The organism is Lentzea aerocolonigenes (assembly GCF_000955955.1).
Lineage (GTDB): Bacteria > Actinomycetota > Actinomycetes > Mycobacteriales > Pseudonocardiaceae > Lentzea > Lentzea aerocolonigenes_A.
The window spans coordinates 1-13,895 of sequence record NZ_JYJG01000472.1 but is presented as its reverse complement, the minus strand read 5'-3'; the positions used below and the strand labels follow the sequence as shown (position 1 = coordinate 13,895).

The 13,895-nt window shown below is 70.4% G+C and carries 10 protein-coding genes and 2 pseudogenes; 7 read left to right on the top strand and 5 right to left on the bottom strand.

Annotated features, from left to right (window positions below):
- The 4 genes and pseudogenes from UK23_RS50945 to UK23_RS44020 all read left to right on the top strand — a co-directional run.
- Nucleotides 1–195: pseudogene (locus tag UK23_RS50945) on the top strand (ABC transporter substrate-binding protein); the annotation flags it as partial.
- The gene (locus UK23_RS44030; protein WP_269112342.1) at nucleotides 196–1,146 is read left to right on the top strand and encodes an ABC transporter permease; all 951 of its coding nucleotides are present in this window, start codon (nucleotides 196–198) and stop codon (nucleotides 1,144–1,146) included.
- Entirely contained in the window at nucleotides 1,143–1,961 is an 819-nt protein-coding gene (locus tag UK23_RS44025) for an ABC transporter permease (RefSeq protein WP_045317788.1), read from the top strand. Before UK23_RS44030 ends, UK23_RS44025 begins: the two co-directional genes overlap by 4 nt.
- A 3-nt stretch (nucleotides 1,962–1,964) precedes the next feature.
- Nucleotides 1,965–3,488 (top strand): ATP-binding cassette domain-containing protein, encoded by a 1,524-nt coding sequence (locus tag UK23_RS44020; RefSeq protein WP_045317787.1) that lies wholly within the window; start codon nucleotides 1,965–1,967, stop codon nucleotides 3,486–3,488.
- A 683-nt stretch (nucleotides 3,489–4,171) separates the two neighbouring features.
- Here the strand turns inward: UK23_RS44020 and UK23_RS44010 are convergent.
- Nucleotides 4,172–6,895 carry a BTAD domain-containing putative transcriptional regulator gene (locus UK23_RS44010; RefSeq protein WP_052685585.1) on the bottom strand — a complete coding sequence of 908 codons (2,724 nt, stop codon included), beginning with the start codon at nucleotides 6,893–6,895 and terminating at the stop codon, nucleotides 4,172–4,174.
- Between the two features lie 164 nt (nucleotides 6,896–7,059).
- Here UK23_RS44010 and UK23_RS44005 point away from each other — a divergent pair, with 164 nt between their 5' ends.
- Entirely contained in the window at nucleotides 7,060–9,207 is a 2,148-nt protein-coding gene (locus tag UK23_RS44005) for a vWA domain-containing protein (protein WP_082115464.1), read from the top strand.
- Nucleotides 9,208–9,244: 37 nt separating this feature from the next.
- On the opposite strand, the gene UK23_RS44000 is transcribed toward UK23_RS44005, so the two are convergent.
- Nucleotides 9,245–9,637, bottom strand: coding sequence for a cupin domain-containing protein (locus UK23_RS44000; protein WP_045317784.1), 393 nt, complete (start codon nucleotides 9,635–9,637; stop codon nucleotides 9,245–9,247).
- Nucleotides 9,638–9,690: 53 nt separating this feature from the next.
- Here UK23_RS44000 and UK23_RS43995 point away from each other — a divergent pair, with 53 nt between their 5' ends.
- Both UK23_RS43995 and UK23_RS43990 read left to right on the top strand, forming a co-directional pair.
- Nucleotides 9,691–10,659 (top strand): GlxA family transcriptional regulator, encoded by a 969-nt coding sequence (locus UK23_RS43995; protein ID WP_045317783.1) that lies wholly within the window; start codon nucleotides 9,691–9,693, stop codon nucleotides 10,657–10,659.
- Nucleotides 10,660–10,788: 129 nt separating this feature from the next.
- Nucleotides 10,789–11,289, top strand: coding sequence for a hypothetical protein (locus UK23_RS43990; protein WP_045317782.1), 501 nt, complete (start codon nucleotides 10,789–10,791; stop codon nucleotides 11,287–11,289).
- A gap of 14 nt (nucleotides 11,290–11,303) precedes the next feature.
- Here the strand turns inward: UK23_RS43990 and UK23_RS54370 are convergent, their stop codons facing one another.
- The 3 genes and pseudogenes from UK23_RS54370 to UK23_RS43975 all read right to left on the bottom strand — a co-directional run.
- On the bottom strand, nucleotides 11,304–12,341 hold the full coding sequence (locus UK23_RS54370; protein ID WP_231114958.1) for a GrpB family protein: 1,038 nt from the start codon (nucleotides 12,339–12,341) through the stop codon (nucleotides 11,304–11,306).
- A 33-nt stretch (nucleotides 12,342–12,374) separates the two neighbouring features.
- On the bottom strand, nucleotides 12,375–13,247 hold the full coding sequence (gene ligD / locus UK23_RS43980; protein WP_045317781.1) for a non-homologous end-joining DNA ligase: 873 nt from the start codon (nucleotides 13,245–13,247) through the stop codon (nucleotides 12,375–12,377).
- Nucleotides 13,237–13,895 (bottom strand): annotated as a pseudogene (locus UK23_RS43975) (DNA ligase); the annotation flags it as partial. The pseudogene UK23_RS43975 and the gene ligD, both read right to left, overlap by 11 nt.

Genomic DNA, 13,895 nt, shown 5'->3' with positions numbered 1-13,895 from the left:
GCGCAGGGTGGCGTGATCATGGCGCAGAACGGCATGTGGGGCTACTACGGCGCCGTACCCGCCGCGCGGGCCGCGCAGCCGCCGGGCAGCAGGTGGAACGGGTTCGCGCTGATGGGCGCGGCGATCGGCTCATTGGTGCTGGCGATCGTGGTCTACACACGGCGGCGCAAGGCCACGGCAGGGGAGCGCGAGTAGGTGCGACTGGCCGGTCGGCTCGGTGGTGCCGCGCTCAGCCTGGTGATGGTGGCGGTGCTGGGCTTCTTCCTGTTCCGGGTGGTGCCCGGCGACCCCGTGGTGTCGATGACGCGCGGGCGGCCGACGACGGCGGCGATGCAGGCCGAACTGCGCTCGCAGTTCGGCCTGGACCGTCCGCTGCACGAGCAGTTCTGGAGCTACGTCACCTCGCTGCTGCGCGGTGATCTCGGCACGTCGTTCACGTTCCGCCGCCCGGTGGCCGACGTGATCGCCGAACGCCTCGGCCCGACGTTGCTGCTGGTCGGCACGTCGACGCTGATCGCGGTGGGGCTGGGGCTGTGGCTCGGGGTGCGGGCGGCGTGGCGTCGTGACTCGGCGTTCGACCGGGCCGCGACGGGGGTGTCGCTGACGTTGTGGGCGGTGCCGACGTTCTGGCTCGGCATGCTGCTGATGATGGTGACGGGAGACCTGTTCCCGTCGCGGGGCATGCGCGACACCGACACCGCGCCGGACTTCGTCTCGCAGGCCCTCGACGTCGCCCATCACCTGGTGCTGCCGTCGGTGACGCTGGTCGCGGTGGTGTGCGCGGAGTACATGCTGGTGATGCGGTCGTCGTTGCTGGAGGAGATGCACGCGCCGTACCTCGTCACCGCTCGCGCGAAGGGGTTGCGCGACGACCTGGTGCGCCGCCGGCACGCGGTGCCGAACGCGGTGTTGCCGGCGATCACGCTGGTGTTCCTGCGGTTCGGGCTGGTGGTGGCCGGGGCGATCACCACGGAGACGGTGTTCTCCTGGCCGGGGCTGGGGTTGTTGTTCTACGACGCGCTGACCGGGCCGGACTACTTCCTGCTGCAGGGGTTGCTGGTGTTCACGGCGAGCGCGGTCGTGGTGATGAACTTGCTGGCCGACCTGCTGTACGGGGTCCTCGATCCGCGGGTGAAGGTCGTATGAGCAGGTTCGACCGGGCTGGTGTGGCCGGTGCGGCGGTCCTGGTGGTCGCGGCGCTGGTCGCCGTCATCGGGCCGTTGCTGATCTCGGCGGACGCGTTGGACGTCACGCGCGTGACCGCTGCCCCGTGGCAGTCTCCTGGCGCCGAGTACTGGCTGGGCACGGACCACACTGGGCGGTCGGTGGCGCTGCTGATGGTGCAGGGCGCGGGGACGTCGTTGTTCGTGGGGCTCACGGCAGCGGTGCTCGCGGTGGGCATCGGTGCTCTGGTCGGGATTCTGAGCGGTCATTTCGGCGGTCTGGTGGCGGGCGCGTTGCTGCGGGTCACGGACTTCTTCCTGGTGCTGCCCGCATTGGTGCTGGCGATCGCGTTGTCGACGGTGCTGCCGCGGGGACTGGGGACGATCGTGCTGGCGATCGCGCTGACGAGCTGGCCGTCGACGGCGCGGATGGTGCGGGCGCAGACGCTGACGATCGAGGCGCGGCCGTTCGTGGAGCGGGCGCGGGCGCTCGGTGGCGGGCACGCGCATGTGATCGGGCGGCACGTGCTGCCGTCGGTGGTGCCGTTGGTGCTGGTCAACGCGACGCTGGCGGTGGCGTCGGCGATCGTGATGGAGTCGACGCTGGCGTTTCTCGGGCTGGGTGATCCGACCCGGATCTCGTGGGGCGCGATCCTGCACCAGGCGCAGCTGCACGGGGCGGTGCCGCAGCGGGCGTGGTGGTTCCTGTTGCCGCCCGGTGTCGCGATCGTGGTGGTGGTGCTGGCGTTCACGCTCGTCGGGCGCGCCCTCGAAGCCGTTGTGACGCCGAAGAGGTAGCCGATGCTGGAGTTGAAGAACCTCACCGTCCACTACGGGCACAAGCGTGTGGTCGACGACGTGAGCCTGCTGCTCGCGCCCGGTCAGACGCTCGGGCTCGCGGGTGAGTCGGGGTCGGGCAAGTCGACGGTGGCGATGTCGGTGCTGCGGCTGCTGCCCAGGACCGCGCGGGTCGGCGGCGAGATCCTGCTCGACGGTGACGACGTGCGGACGATGTCGTGGGGGAAGCTGCGGGCGGTGCGGTGGGCGTCGGCGTCGATCGTGTTCCAGGGCGCGATGCACTCGCTCAACCCGGTGCGGCGCGTCGGCGACCAGATCGCCGAGCCGATGCGCCTGCACGGCACGAACGGCAGCGTCGACGAGCTGCTCGACCAGGTGGAACTGCCGAAGGACAAGGCGCGCGCCTATCCCCATGAGCTCTCCGGGGGCCAGAAGCAGCGGGTCATGATCGCGATGGCCCTTGCTTGTGGCCCGCGGCTGGTCATCGCCGACGAACCGACGACGGCGCTGGACGTGGTGGTGCAGGCGCAGGTGCTGAAGGTGATGAAGCGCCTGGTCGCCGAGCAGGACCTGGGCCTGCTGATGATCAGCCACGACCTGTCGGTGCTCGCCGAGACGTGCGACGACCTGGCCGTGATGTACCGCGGCCAGGTCGTCGAGCGCGGCAGCACCCGCGACGTCATCGCCAACCCGCGGCACCCGCACACCGCGGCGCTGACGGCGGCGTTCCCGGTGATCGGCGACCCCGCGCACCGCTGGACCGAGCCCGCGGAGCCCTCGGCACCGCTGCTGGAGGTGCGCGAGGTCAAGGTCGACTACGGCCGGACGCGCGCGGTCGACGGGGTGGACCTGACGATCGGCCGCGGCGAGATCGTGGCGCTGGTCGGGCAGTCCGGATCCGGCAAAACGACACTGGCCCGTACCATAATGGGCCTGCGGAAACCGTCCTCCGGTCGGGTGATCTTCGACGGCGTCGAGGTGCCCAGGAAAGGCAAGGCGCTCAAGGCGTTCCGGCGGCAGGTGCAGCTGGTTCTGCAGGACCCGGCGAGTGCCCTGAACCCGCGGCACAAGGTGCTCGACGCGGTCGCAGAGGGACTGCGGGTCCACGGCATTCCCGGCGACGAGGAATCGCTGGTCACGGCCGCTGTCGAGCGTGCGGAACTGAGGCCGGCGAGCCTCTACCTGGAGGCTCTTCCGCACGAGTTGTCCGGGGGTCAGCAGCAGCGGGTGGTGATCGCCGGAGCGCTGGTGCTGCAACCCCGTCTGCTGGTCGCCGACGAACCCGTCGCGTCGCTCGACGCCTCGGTGCGCGGAGAGATCGTGGCGTTGCTGCTCCGGTTGCGGCGTGAGCTGGGCCTTGCTTCATTGATCATCACGCACGACCTCGGGCTGGCGTGGCAGATCGCCGATCGGGTCGCGGTGATGCATCAGGGGAAGATCGTGGAACAAGGCTCGGTGGAACAAGTGCTGCTCAACCCGTCTCATGACTACACGCGTGCGTTGCTGCGCGCGGTACCTCAGGTCTGACGTGATCCCGATCGAACACGCCCGCTATCGGGCCTCGCTGACGCCTGCCGAGATCGGCAGGGGCGGCGCGGACGGCTGGGTGTCCGTCGACGAGGTGCCGACGCTGGCGTGGCTGGCGTGGAACGACCTGGGCCGCCCGCCGGGAGTGCTGGGCGAGCTCGCCGAGGCGAGCGAACCGGAGCACGTGCTGGAGCTGTGCCGGATCCTGGCCTCGACCTCACGCGCGGACACCGCGGCGGTGTGGCGCTACTTAGCCGCGGACTGGGAGCGCACCGGTGAGCGTTCCGACGGCAGGCAGCGGTTCCTGCTGGACCGTGCGACGCGTGGTGAGGGCATGAACTGGCGCGACTTCTCCGCCCTGATGGGCACCGATCGGCCTGAGGAGGTCGACGCGGCGTTCGACCGCGGCGAGGACATGGTCGGCATCTCGGTCATCGGCCTGTCGCTGTCCTACCCGGACCCGTGGGTGACGCTGGCACGGGTCGCGCGCGCGTTGGACCACAACCGCATCGAGGTCCGCCACCACGGCGCCACGGCGCTGGCGCACGTGGCGCGGCTGCACGGGGTGGTGTCGCGCGAGTGCCTGGAGGTGCTGCGCCGGCATCCGAACGAGGTGGCCGAGGACGACCTGTGGACGTTCATCTCCCACCACAAGCTGCCGGCGTGGTTGTGGTGGCGGCGGATCAAGGCGCGGCTAGGGCGTCGAGTTCCGCGCGCACGGCGGTCTCGGTTAGCAGGTTGCGCTGCTTCACGGCCCGCCGCAGAGCTTCCTCGAAGTGCGCGCGGGCCTGCTCGGCCGAGCCCGCGGTCTTCGCGATCCGGCCGCGTTCCAGCGCGATGTGGCAGCGCATCTCGTCCGGCCCGTACCAGCCGCCGGGGGTGAGCGCCCACGCCTGGTCGCACTCCGCGCCGGCCAGGACGTGGTCACCGGCGAGCCTCGCCAGCTCGGCCAGTCCCAGGTGCGCGCCGGCCTGAACGACCTGCGCGCCGGCCCGCCGGGCCAGCGTCAGCGCGAGGTCGAAATCGGCCTTCGCCCCCTCCGCGTCACCTGCCGCGAGCTTCGCGTGGCCTCGTCCGACGACGGCTTCCGCGGTGTCCTCGGTGGCACCGAGCTCGTCGAGCAGCTGCCGGGCGCGTTCGACGTGCGCCAGCGCGCCCGCGTTGTCGCCCGCGGCCAGCGCGATCTCGCCGAGCTGGTTGAACGCCAGCGCCGCACCCCACCGGTCACCGGCCTGCCCGAACGCCGCCGCCCCCTGCCGCAGCAGCTCCGCACCGGCCGCCGGGTCGCCTTCCATCCGTTTGACCAGGCCGTCACCGACCAGGGCGAGCGCGATGCTCCACGGGTCGTCGCCGAGCAGCCGGTTGCGGCGGTGCCAGATCTCCGACTCGTCCTCGGGCGCGCCCAGCGCCATGCCCCACATCATCGTCATGATCGGATAGCGCGGCGGCGCGTCGAACGTGGCCAGCAACGCGTCCGCCTGCCGGATCCGCGCGGTCTGGTCGCCCGTCGCGACCGGCCACGCGATCAGCAGGCACAGCGCGTACTCCTGCTCCCGCCCCCGCGGCACCGTCTCGCCGCACGCGCGCAGCACGGCATCGGCCTGCTGAGCGGCCTCGGTGCGCAGGCCACGGCACCAGTAGTAGGTGGCCAGCGCCGCGACCAGTTCCAACGCGAGATCGACGTCGTTCGCGGTGGCCCACCCGACTGCGGCGACGAGGTTGTCGTGGTCCTGCGCGAGACCGCGCAGCCACTCGACCTGGTCGTGGGCCCGCAGGTGCGGTTCCGCCGCCTGCGCCAGGTCGAGGAACCAGCGGGCGTGACGGTCCGCGAGGTCGGGTGCGTGGGTCGAGCAGAACGCCCGGATCGTGTCGAGCATCCGGTAGCGGTCGCCGGTGACCTCGATGAGCGACTTGTCGACCAGCGAGGTCAGCGTGTCGACATCGGAGGAGGTGACGTCCACGGCGGCCTGGAGGCCGGCGCTGCCGTGGAAGACGGTGAAGCGCGCGGCGAGATCGCGTTCGGTCTCGGTGAGCAGGTCCCAGCTCCACTCGACGACCGCGTGCAACGTGCGGTGCCGGGGCGCGGCGGTACGGCTTCCCCTGGACAGCAACCGGAACCGGTCATCGAGGCGGGCGGTGATCTCGCCGAGGGGGAGTGACCGGACGCGTGCGGCGGCGAGTTCGATGGCGAGCGCGATCCCGTCCAACCTGCGGCACACGTCCGCGATGACGTCGTGGTCCGCGGTGAAGCCGGGTTTGACGGCTTGGGCGCGGTCGAGGAACAGCCTCACCGCGGCGTCGTCGTCGAGCGCGGCGACCGGGCTGAGTGATTCACCGGTGATGCCGAGCGGTTCCCGGCTGGTGGCGAGCACCCGCACGTCCGGGCACCTCGCCAGCACGGCACCGAGCACCCGCGCGGCCTCGTCGACGACGTGCTCGCAGTTGTCGACGATCAGCAGCGCGTTGCGGCTGGCCAGCGCCGCGATCAGCCTCTCCTCGACACCGACGGCGCCCGCGGGCAGCAACCCGGCTTCGCGCACGCCGACACCGTCGAGCAACGCCCGCGCGACATCGGTCGTGGCACTGAGGTCGACGAACGCCACCTCGCCCGGCTCGCGGTGCCCGACCTCGACCGCCAGCCGGGTCTTGCCGGTACCACCGGGACCGATGAGCGTGACCAGCCGGTTCTCCTGCAGCCACTTCACCACCCGCCGCAGGTCCTCGTCGCGGCCGACGAAGCTGGTGAGCTGCGCCGGCACACCCCGGTGCGGCGCCTCGGCCCTCAACACCTCCAGGTGCGCGGCGGCGAGCACGGGGGAGGGATCGACCCCGAGCTCGCCGGCCAGCAGCTCCCGCCCCTGTGCGAACACCTCCAGCGCCTCGGTCTGCCGGCCGTCGCGGTGCAGCGCGCGCATCAACGCCGCCCGCACGTCCTCCCGCAACGGGTGCTGTGCCAGCAGTGCGCGCAGATCGTGGGTGCTCCCGCCGGACACCACGCAGCTGACGAACACCTCCTCCAGACGACGGCGCGCGGCATCGGCGAACGGCGCCTCGACATCGGCCAGCGCCGGGCCACGCCACAACGCCAGCGCCTGCGCGCCACGTCCGGCGCCGAGCAGCTCGGCGCACAGGATCCAGTCCACCTCAGACGGGTCGGCGACCAGGCGATACCCGGCAGGATGATGCTCGATCACCAGCCCGGGGACGGTTTTGCGCAGCCGGGAGATCTGAGACTGCACCGCGTTCGCCGCACCCGAGGGCGGCTCGGTGTACAAGCCGCCGATCAGCTGGTCATGCCCCACGATCCGCCCGGCGTCCAGCACGAGCATCGCCAGTAGCGCGCGCTGACGTGGCGCGGCGACCTCCACGCCACCGACCAGCACCGGACCGAGCACCCCGAACCTCACGGTGCTGGATTCTTCCGGAGATCGGAGATCCACGAGGCCGAAACCGGCACTGCTCCGAATAGGTCTTCTATCTATGCAAACCAGTGACCCGGTGTATCAGCCCGCTCGCGTCCGGTCTCCTTCTGTTCGGTCGGGGACGAACCTAGTGAGCGGAGAAGGCAAGCATGAGACCCATGATCACGGTCGGCACCGCCCTGGTGGCCACCGTGGCTCTCGCGATACCTGCCCATGCGGCCAACGGCAACCTGCCGGGTGGCACCAGCATCGGTGTGACGATCACCAGCCCGGCGAACAACTCGACCGTTCTGCCGGGCCCGGTGCAGGTCACCGGCAAGGCGAACATCGGCACGGGCATTCCCGTCGTGGACACGGCACTGACCTACGTGATCGACGTGTCCGGTTCGACCGACATCAACAACGTCGCGGCGGGCTGTGGCGGTGACCAGAACGGCGACGGCAAGCCCGCGACGGTGCTGGACTGCGAGCTCGCCGGCGCGAAAGCCCTGCACAGCAAGGCGAACGTGCCCAACACCGTGGTCGGCAACGTCGGTGTGGCGGTGTTCGCGAGCAACGGCGACTCGGCCGACCTGAGCGCGGACGCGGGCAAGCAGAAGGTCGTGGCGCCCGGCGCCGACAGCAACGGCAACGGCGCGGACGTGCCCGAGGTGATCTCCAGCGCGTTCTCCGGCCCGAACACCGGCGGTGGCGTCACGAAGTTCCCGCCCGGCGTGAACGTCGGCAACAGCACCAACTTCGTCGCCGGCCTCACCGCGGGGATCGACGCCGCGAAGGCCGCCCCGCAGTCGCGCAAGATCATGGTGTTCTTCTCCGACGGCGGCTCCACCGAGGGCGGCTCCGTGAACGACGTGCTGCCCCAAGCCGTCGCCGCGGGGATCAAGATCTTCACCTTCGCCGTGTCGAACAACGCCGCCTGCGACGCGACCGGCACTCAGGGCTCGTTGCGGCAGATCGCCAACGCCACCGGCGGTCAGTGCATCGAAGTCCAGGACGCCTCGCAGCTGCCCGGCGTCGTGCCCGGTGTCATCGCCTCGAAGCTCACCCAGCTCACGCTGAAGGTGAACAACGGCGCGGACATCCCGATCACCTCGATCACGCCCGGCCTGCCGCAGGACGGACCGGCGTCGGTCGACTACACCGTCACCACCCCGGCGCTGGCCGCGGGCACCCACGAGCTGTGCGTCACCGCCCACGGCACCGACGGCGGCGGCACGGGCAGCGTCACCGAGTGCACCACCGTCAAGGTCAACGCCCCGCCCGTCGTGAAACCCGGCGGCCCGTACGCGGGTCAGGAAGGCACCGACGTCGCGATCGCCGGCCAGGTCACCGACCCCGACGGCCCCTCGCTGACCACCACCTGGACCGCCGCGCCCAAGTCGGGTGTCGACGCGGGCGCGACCTGCTCGTTCGGCAACGCCTCCGCCCAGGCCACCACGGTCAAGTGCACCGATGACGGCGTGTGGACGCTGACGCTGACGGCGAACGACGGCGTGAACCCGGCCGTGAAGGCCACCACGGACCTCACGCTGACCAACGTCGCGCCCAAGACCACCCTCAGCGCCGACAAGACGCTGGTCACCCGCGGCACCACGGTGAACTTCACCGCGCCGTTCAGCGACATCGCCACCAACGACAAGCACACCTGCACGCTCGACTTCGACGACGGCACCCCCGTCGTGAACGGCGCCGTCGCCCAAGGCGCCGGCAGCGGCACGTGCACCAGCTCGCACGCCTTCACCCAGCTCGGCGCGCACAACGTGCTGGTCACCGTCACCGACGACGACGGAGGCGCCGCCACCGCCGTGGTCAAGGTCGTCGTCTACCTGCGTGGCGAGGCGTGGGCGCTCAACGCCACGGGCCTGGTCAACGTCGCGAAGACCCCGCACGCGCAGTGCCCGCCCAACGAGGACAAGACCGTCGCCAAGATCGACGTACTCGGCCTCGCGTCGGTGAACGCCCTGCACGCCGACTGCACCCTGGACCCGAACACCGGCCGCACCGTCGCGTCGGCACGGGTCGAGGGAGCGTCACTGCTCGGTGGCGCGATCAAGCTCAACGCCGTCGAAGCCTCCTGCGTCAGTGACGCGAGCGGTGTCGTCGGCTCGTCGAAGGTCGGCACGCTCAACGGCCAGCCGATCGGCACCGGGCCCGCCACCATCGGCATTCCCGGCGTCGCCACGGTGCACCTGAACGAGACCGCCACCGGACCGAACGGCCAGCTGATCCAGAACGCCGTCCGCGTCCGCACGCTGCTCGGCCAGGAGATCATCCTGTCGGCCTGCCGCCTGGGCTGACGAGTCAGGGGAGGGGGCCGTGCGTCCCCTCCCCGCCTCAGGCCAGGACGTGCCCCGTCGTCGAGTCCACGTGATCCGGGATCTCCTCGTGACGGTCACCGGTCGTCAGCGTCCCGGTCGGCTCGAACAACAGCACCCGCGCACCCGACGCGGAAGACGGCTTGTGGAACGTCCCGCGCGGCACGGTGAACGCCGAGCCCTTGTCCAGCACCACCGTGCGTTCCCCGGCGGGCTCGCGCAGCCCGATGTGCAGCTCACCGTCGAGCACCAGGAAGAACTCGTCGGTGTCGTCGTGGACGTGCCACACGTGCTCGCCCCGCACCTTCGCCACCCGCACGTCGTAGTCGTTCACCCGCGTGACGATGCGAGGGCTCCACAGGGCGTCGAACGAGGCCAGGGCTTTGTCGAGAGAGATGGGTTCACTGTTCACGAGACCAAGCCTCGCTGCTGGCGCGCACCTGCCGTGAGTGCTAGGAATCGCACATGTCGCAAGAATCCTCGCACCGGGTGGTGGTGATCGTCGACGAGAACTCCAACCCGTTCGAGCTCGGCTGCGCCACCGAGATCTTCGGCCTGCACCGCCCCGAGATCGGCCGCGACCTGTACGACTTCCGGCTCTGCTCACCCGACCCGGACACCCTCATGCGCGACGGCTTCTTCACCCTCACCGGAGTCGCCGGTCTCGACGCCGCCGAGCACGCCGACACCCTGATCGTCCCGAACCGGCCCAACGTCGACGCGCCCCGCCGCCCGGCCGTCCTCGACGCGATCCGAGCCGCCCACACCCACGGCACCCGGCTCGTCGGCTTCTGCAGCGGCGCCTTCACCCTCGCCGAAGCGGGCGTGCTCGACGGGCGCCGGGCCACCGCGCACTGGCAGTGGGCCGACGACTTCCGCGCCCGGTTCCCCGCCGTGGAACTGCAGCCGGACGTGCTGTTCGTCGACGACGGCGACATCCTCACCGCCGCGGGCAGCGCCGCCGCACTCGACCTCGGCCTGCACATCGTCCGCCGCGACCACGGCGCCGAGATCGCCAACGCCGTCTCCCGCAGGCTCGTCTTCGCAGCCCACCGCGACGGCGGGCAACGCCAGTTCGTCGAACGCCCGGTGCCCGAACTGCCCGACGAGTCACTGGCACCGGTGCTGGCATGGGCACAACAACACCTCGACACCGCGCTGACCGTCACCGACCTGGCCGCACAGGCCGCCGTCAGCCCCGCGACCCTGCACCGCCGCTTCCAAGCCCAGCTCGGCACCACCCCGCTCGCCTGGCTCACCGGAGAACGCATCACCCTCGCGTGCAGGTTGATCGAACTCGGCGAACAGCGCTTCGACGTCGTCGCCCGCCGCACCGGGCTCGGCACCGCCACCAACCTCCGCACGTTGATGCGCCGCGAAACCGGCCTGACCCCGTCGGCCTATCGCCGCCGGTTCGGGACCAGTCCCGGCTGAGCGCCCTACGGTCACCTCCCGTGAGGCGCAACCTGCTGGCCCTGGCCGTCCTCGTCGCGGGCACGACCTGGTACCTCACCCAGGACACTGTCCGCGACGACGCCAGATCCACGACACCGCTGCCCGGACGTGCCGGAGGGACAACAGCTCTTCGACGCGGGCGACACCGTGGTGCTCGACCCGGGGCAGCTGACCGACCCCACCGGCGACAACCCGCTGCTGACCCGGCTCAGGGCCACCGCACCCGGCTACGAACCCGGCTTCGACGACTACATGCCCGCCGGCAAGAGCTACGAGTCGTACGTCGACGCCCTCACACACATCCGCTACGTCGTAGTGCGCCGCACGTTCAACGTCGACATCGGCCCCACCAACGGCTTCACGTTCACCAGCGCCTCAGCCAGCGCGGAAGCCGTCATCGCCGACCTCACCACCCGCACGATCCTGTGCAGCGTCACGACCAGCGCCACCCTCGCCGCCAACGAGATCACCTACACCATCCGCGACCCCGACCACCGCGAGGAGAACGCCAAAGCCGCCATCTCCAGCGCCGTGCGCAGCTCCGCGACCGCGGGCCTGCAGTTCAAGCTCGACGTCCTGCGCCACGGCAAGATCGACCTGCGCCGCTGAATCCGGGCCGGTGATCAGGCCAGCGCCCGCAGCACGATCCGCTCCACCACCCGCGTCTTCGCGTCCGCGTAGTCCTGCACCCGGTCCCACGTCCGGCCCGCCAACGCCCGCTTCGTCGCCTCGTACTCCGCCCGGTCCTCAGGGTGCGCGCGCAGCCGGTCGCGGAACGCCAGCATCCGGTCGACCTCCTCGCACGCGGGGGAGAAGACGTGCAGGTTCACGTTCGGCACCCGGCCCTTCAACAACCGGTGCTGATACCACGAACGCTCCCGCGCCCGCAGGTAGTAGCCCGCCTCGACCAACGCCGGCACATAGGCGTCCTCATCGTCGGAGTCCGGGACCACCAGCAAGATGTCGATCAACGGCTTGGCCGCCAGCCCCGGCACCGACGTCGACCCGCAGTGCTCCAGCCGCACCACCGCGTCACCCAGCGCCGCCCGGATCTTCGCCTCCTCGCCCGCGTACCACCGCGGCCACACCGGGTCGTAGTCCCGCAGCACGATCGGCGCGTTGTGCGGCGGATCCTGCGTCACGAACTCCACGTCGTCCGGCTCCGCACGCCACGTCACGTAGGCGCGTTCGAGGATGTCCAGCACGACCTCGTTCTTCGCCGCCGCGTAGTCCTGCACCCGCTCCCAGGTCTGCGCGGCCAGCTTCCGCTTCGTCCCCGCGTACAGCTCCCGGTCGTCGTCGCCGGCCCGCAACCAGTCCCGGAAGATCACGTGCCGCCGCACCTGCGCACACCCGCGCGAGAACACGTGCAGATTGATGTTCGTGTCCGGACCTTTGATGATCCGGTGGTCGTGCCAGTCCGTCTCACGGACCGTCACCCGGTACCCGGCACTCTCGAGAGCCGGCACGTACGACGCCTCATCGTTCGCGTCGTCCACCACCAGCAGCATGTCGATCACCGGCTTCGCACACAGCCCCGGCACCGACGTCGACCCCACGTGCTCCAGCTCGGCGCCCGGCAGCACCGACAAGATGCGGGACCGTTCGCGCTGGTAGAGATCAGGCCAGGCAGGGTCGTAGTCGGCCAGTTCGATGTTCACAGCGTCCCCCAACGTAGGCAGTCGGCCAGAATATCAACTGCCGAACAGGTCACCCGCCGAATCCACCCGATCCAGCACCTCGTCCGCCGTGAACACCAGCTCCTCGGCGACCTCGCAGTCCTCCACCTCGTCCCACGTCAGCGGCGTCGACACCGTCGGCTTCTCCCGGGCACGCAACGAGTACGGCGCCACCGTCGTCTTCGCCGGGTTGTTCTGCGACCAGTCGATGAACACCTTCCCGGTCCGCGCCGCCTTCGCCATCGTCGCCACCACCAGCTTCGGGTGCTCCCGCGCCAGCCGCTGCGCGATCTCCTTCGCGTACTCCGAGGTGTCCTTCGCCGGGGCATACGCGTACACCTGCATGCCCTTGTTGCCCGACGTCTTCGCCCACGAGTCGACACCGTCGTCGTCCAGCACCACCCGCACCTGCTCCGCCACCCGGCAGCACTCCACCACCGACGCCGGCGCACCCGGATCCAGGTCGAACACCAGCAGATCAGGATCCCGCTTACCCCCGCGCGGCCCCACCGTCCACTGCGGCACGTGCAACTCCAGCGCCGCCAGATTCGCCAGCCACACCAACGTCGCCAACTCGTCCACCATCACGTAGTTGACGGTCTCGTTGCCCTTCGAACTGCCCGGCGACTCCAGCCGCATCGTCCGAACCCAGTCCGGACGATGCTCCGACGCGTTCTTCTCGAAGAACCACTTCCCGTCCACCCCGTTGGGGTAGCGCTTGAGCGTCACCGGCCGGTCCTTCAGATGGGGGAGCAGCACCGGGGCGATCCGCGTGTAGTAGTCGATGACCTCGCTCTTGGTGAACCCGAACTCCGGATACAACACCTTGTCCAGGTTCGTCAGCTTCAGGATCCGGCCCTCGACCTTGACCGTCGCATCACTGCTCAACGCGCCGCACCTCCCCAGGCGACTTGTCCGGCCGCAACCCACGCCACGCCGGAAACCGCATCCGCCCGTCCGGCGTCCACTGCCGGAACACCACCTCCGCCACCAGCTCCGGCTCCACCCACAACGCACCCTTCGACCGTTCCCGCGGCATCTCCGTCACGAACGGGGACCTCTTGCGCGCCAACGCCTTCAACCGCGGCGTCAACACCGCCAGCTCCGCGTCGTTGAACCCCGTCCCCACCGAACCGGCGAACGCCAGCCCGCCGTCCTGGGGGATACCCAGCAACAACGCCCCCACCACACCGGCACGCTTGCCTTCACCCGGTCGCCAGCCACCGATCACCACCTCCTGCGCCATCAGGTCGGTGATCTTGCGCCACACGGGCGACCGCACACCCGGCTGGTAGACGGCGTCCAGCCGTTTCGCCACCACACCCTCCAAGCCCTGCTCACGACTCGCGGCCAGCACCGCCGCACCGTCCGCGTCGTAGGACGGGGGAGTGAGCCAGTTCGGGCCCTTCAGCTCCAGCTCCCGCAGCAACTCACGGCGTTGCCGAAAGGGCAGTTGCAGAGTCGAACGGCCGTCCAGATGCAGCAGATCGAACAGCAGCAGGGTGATCGGATACTGGCGGGCCGCCCGGCGTGCGG

Coding starts and splice junctions, on each gene's coding strand:
- UK23_RS44025 (WP_045317788.1), top strand. CDS start 1,143: ATGAGCAGGTTCGACCGGGCTGGTGTGGCCGGTGCGGCGGTCCTGGTG.
- UK23_RS44020 (WP_045317787.1), top strand. CDS start 1,965: ATGCTGGAGTTGAAGAACCTCACCGTCCACTACGGGCACAAGCGTGTG.
- UK23_RS44005 (WP_082115464.1), top strand. CDS start 7,060: ATGAGACCCATGATCACGGTCGGCACCGCCCTGGTGGCCACCGTGGCT.
- UK23_RS43995 (WP_045317783.1), top strand. CDS start 9,691: ATGTCGCAAGAATCCTCGCACCGGGTGGTGGTGATCGTCGACGAGAAC.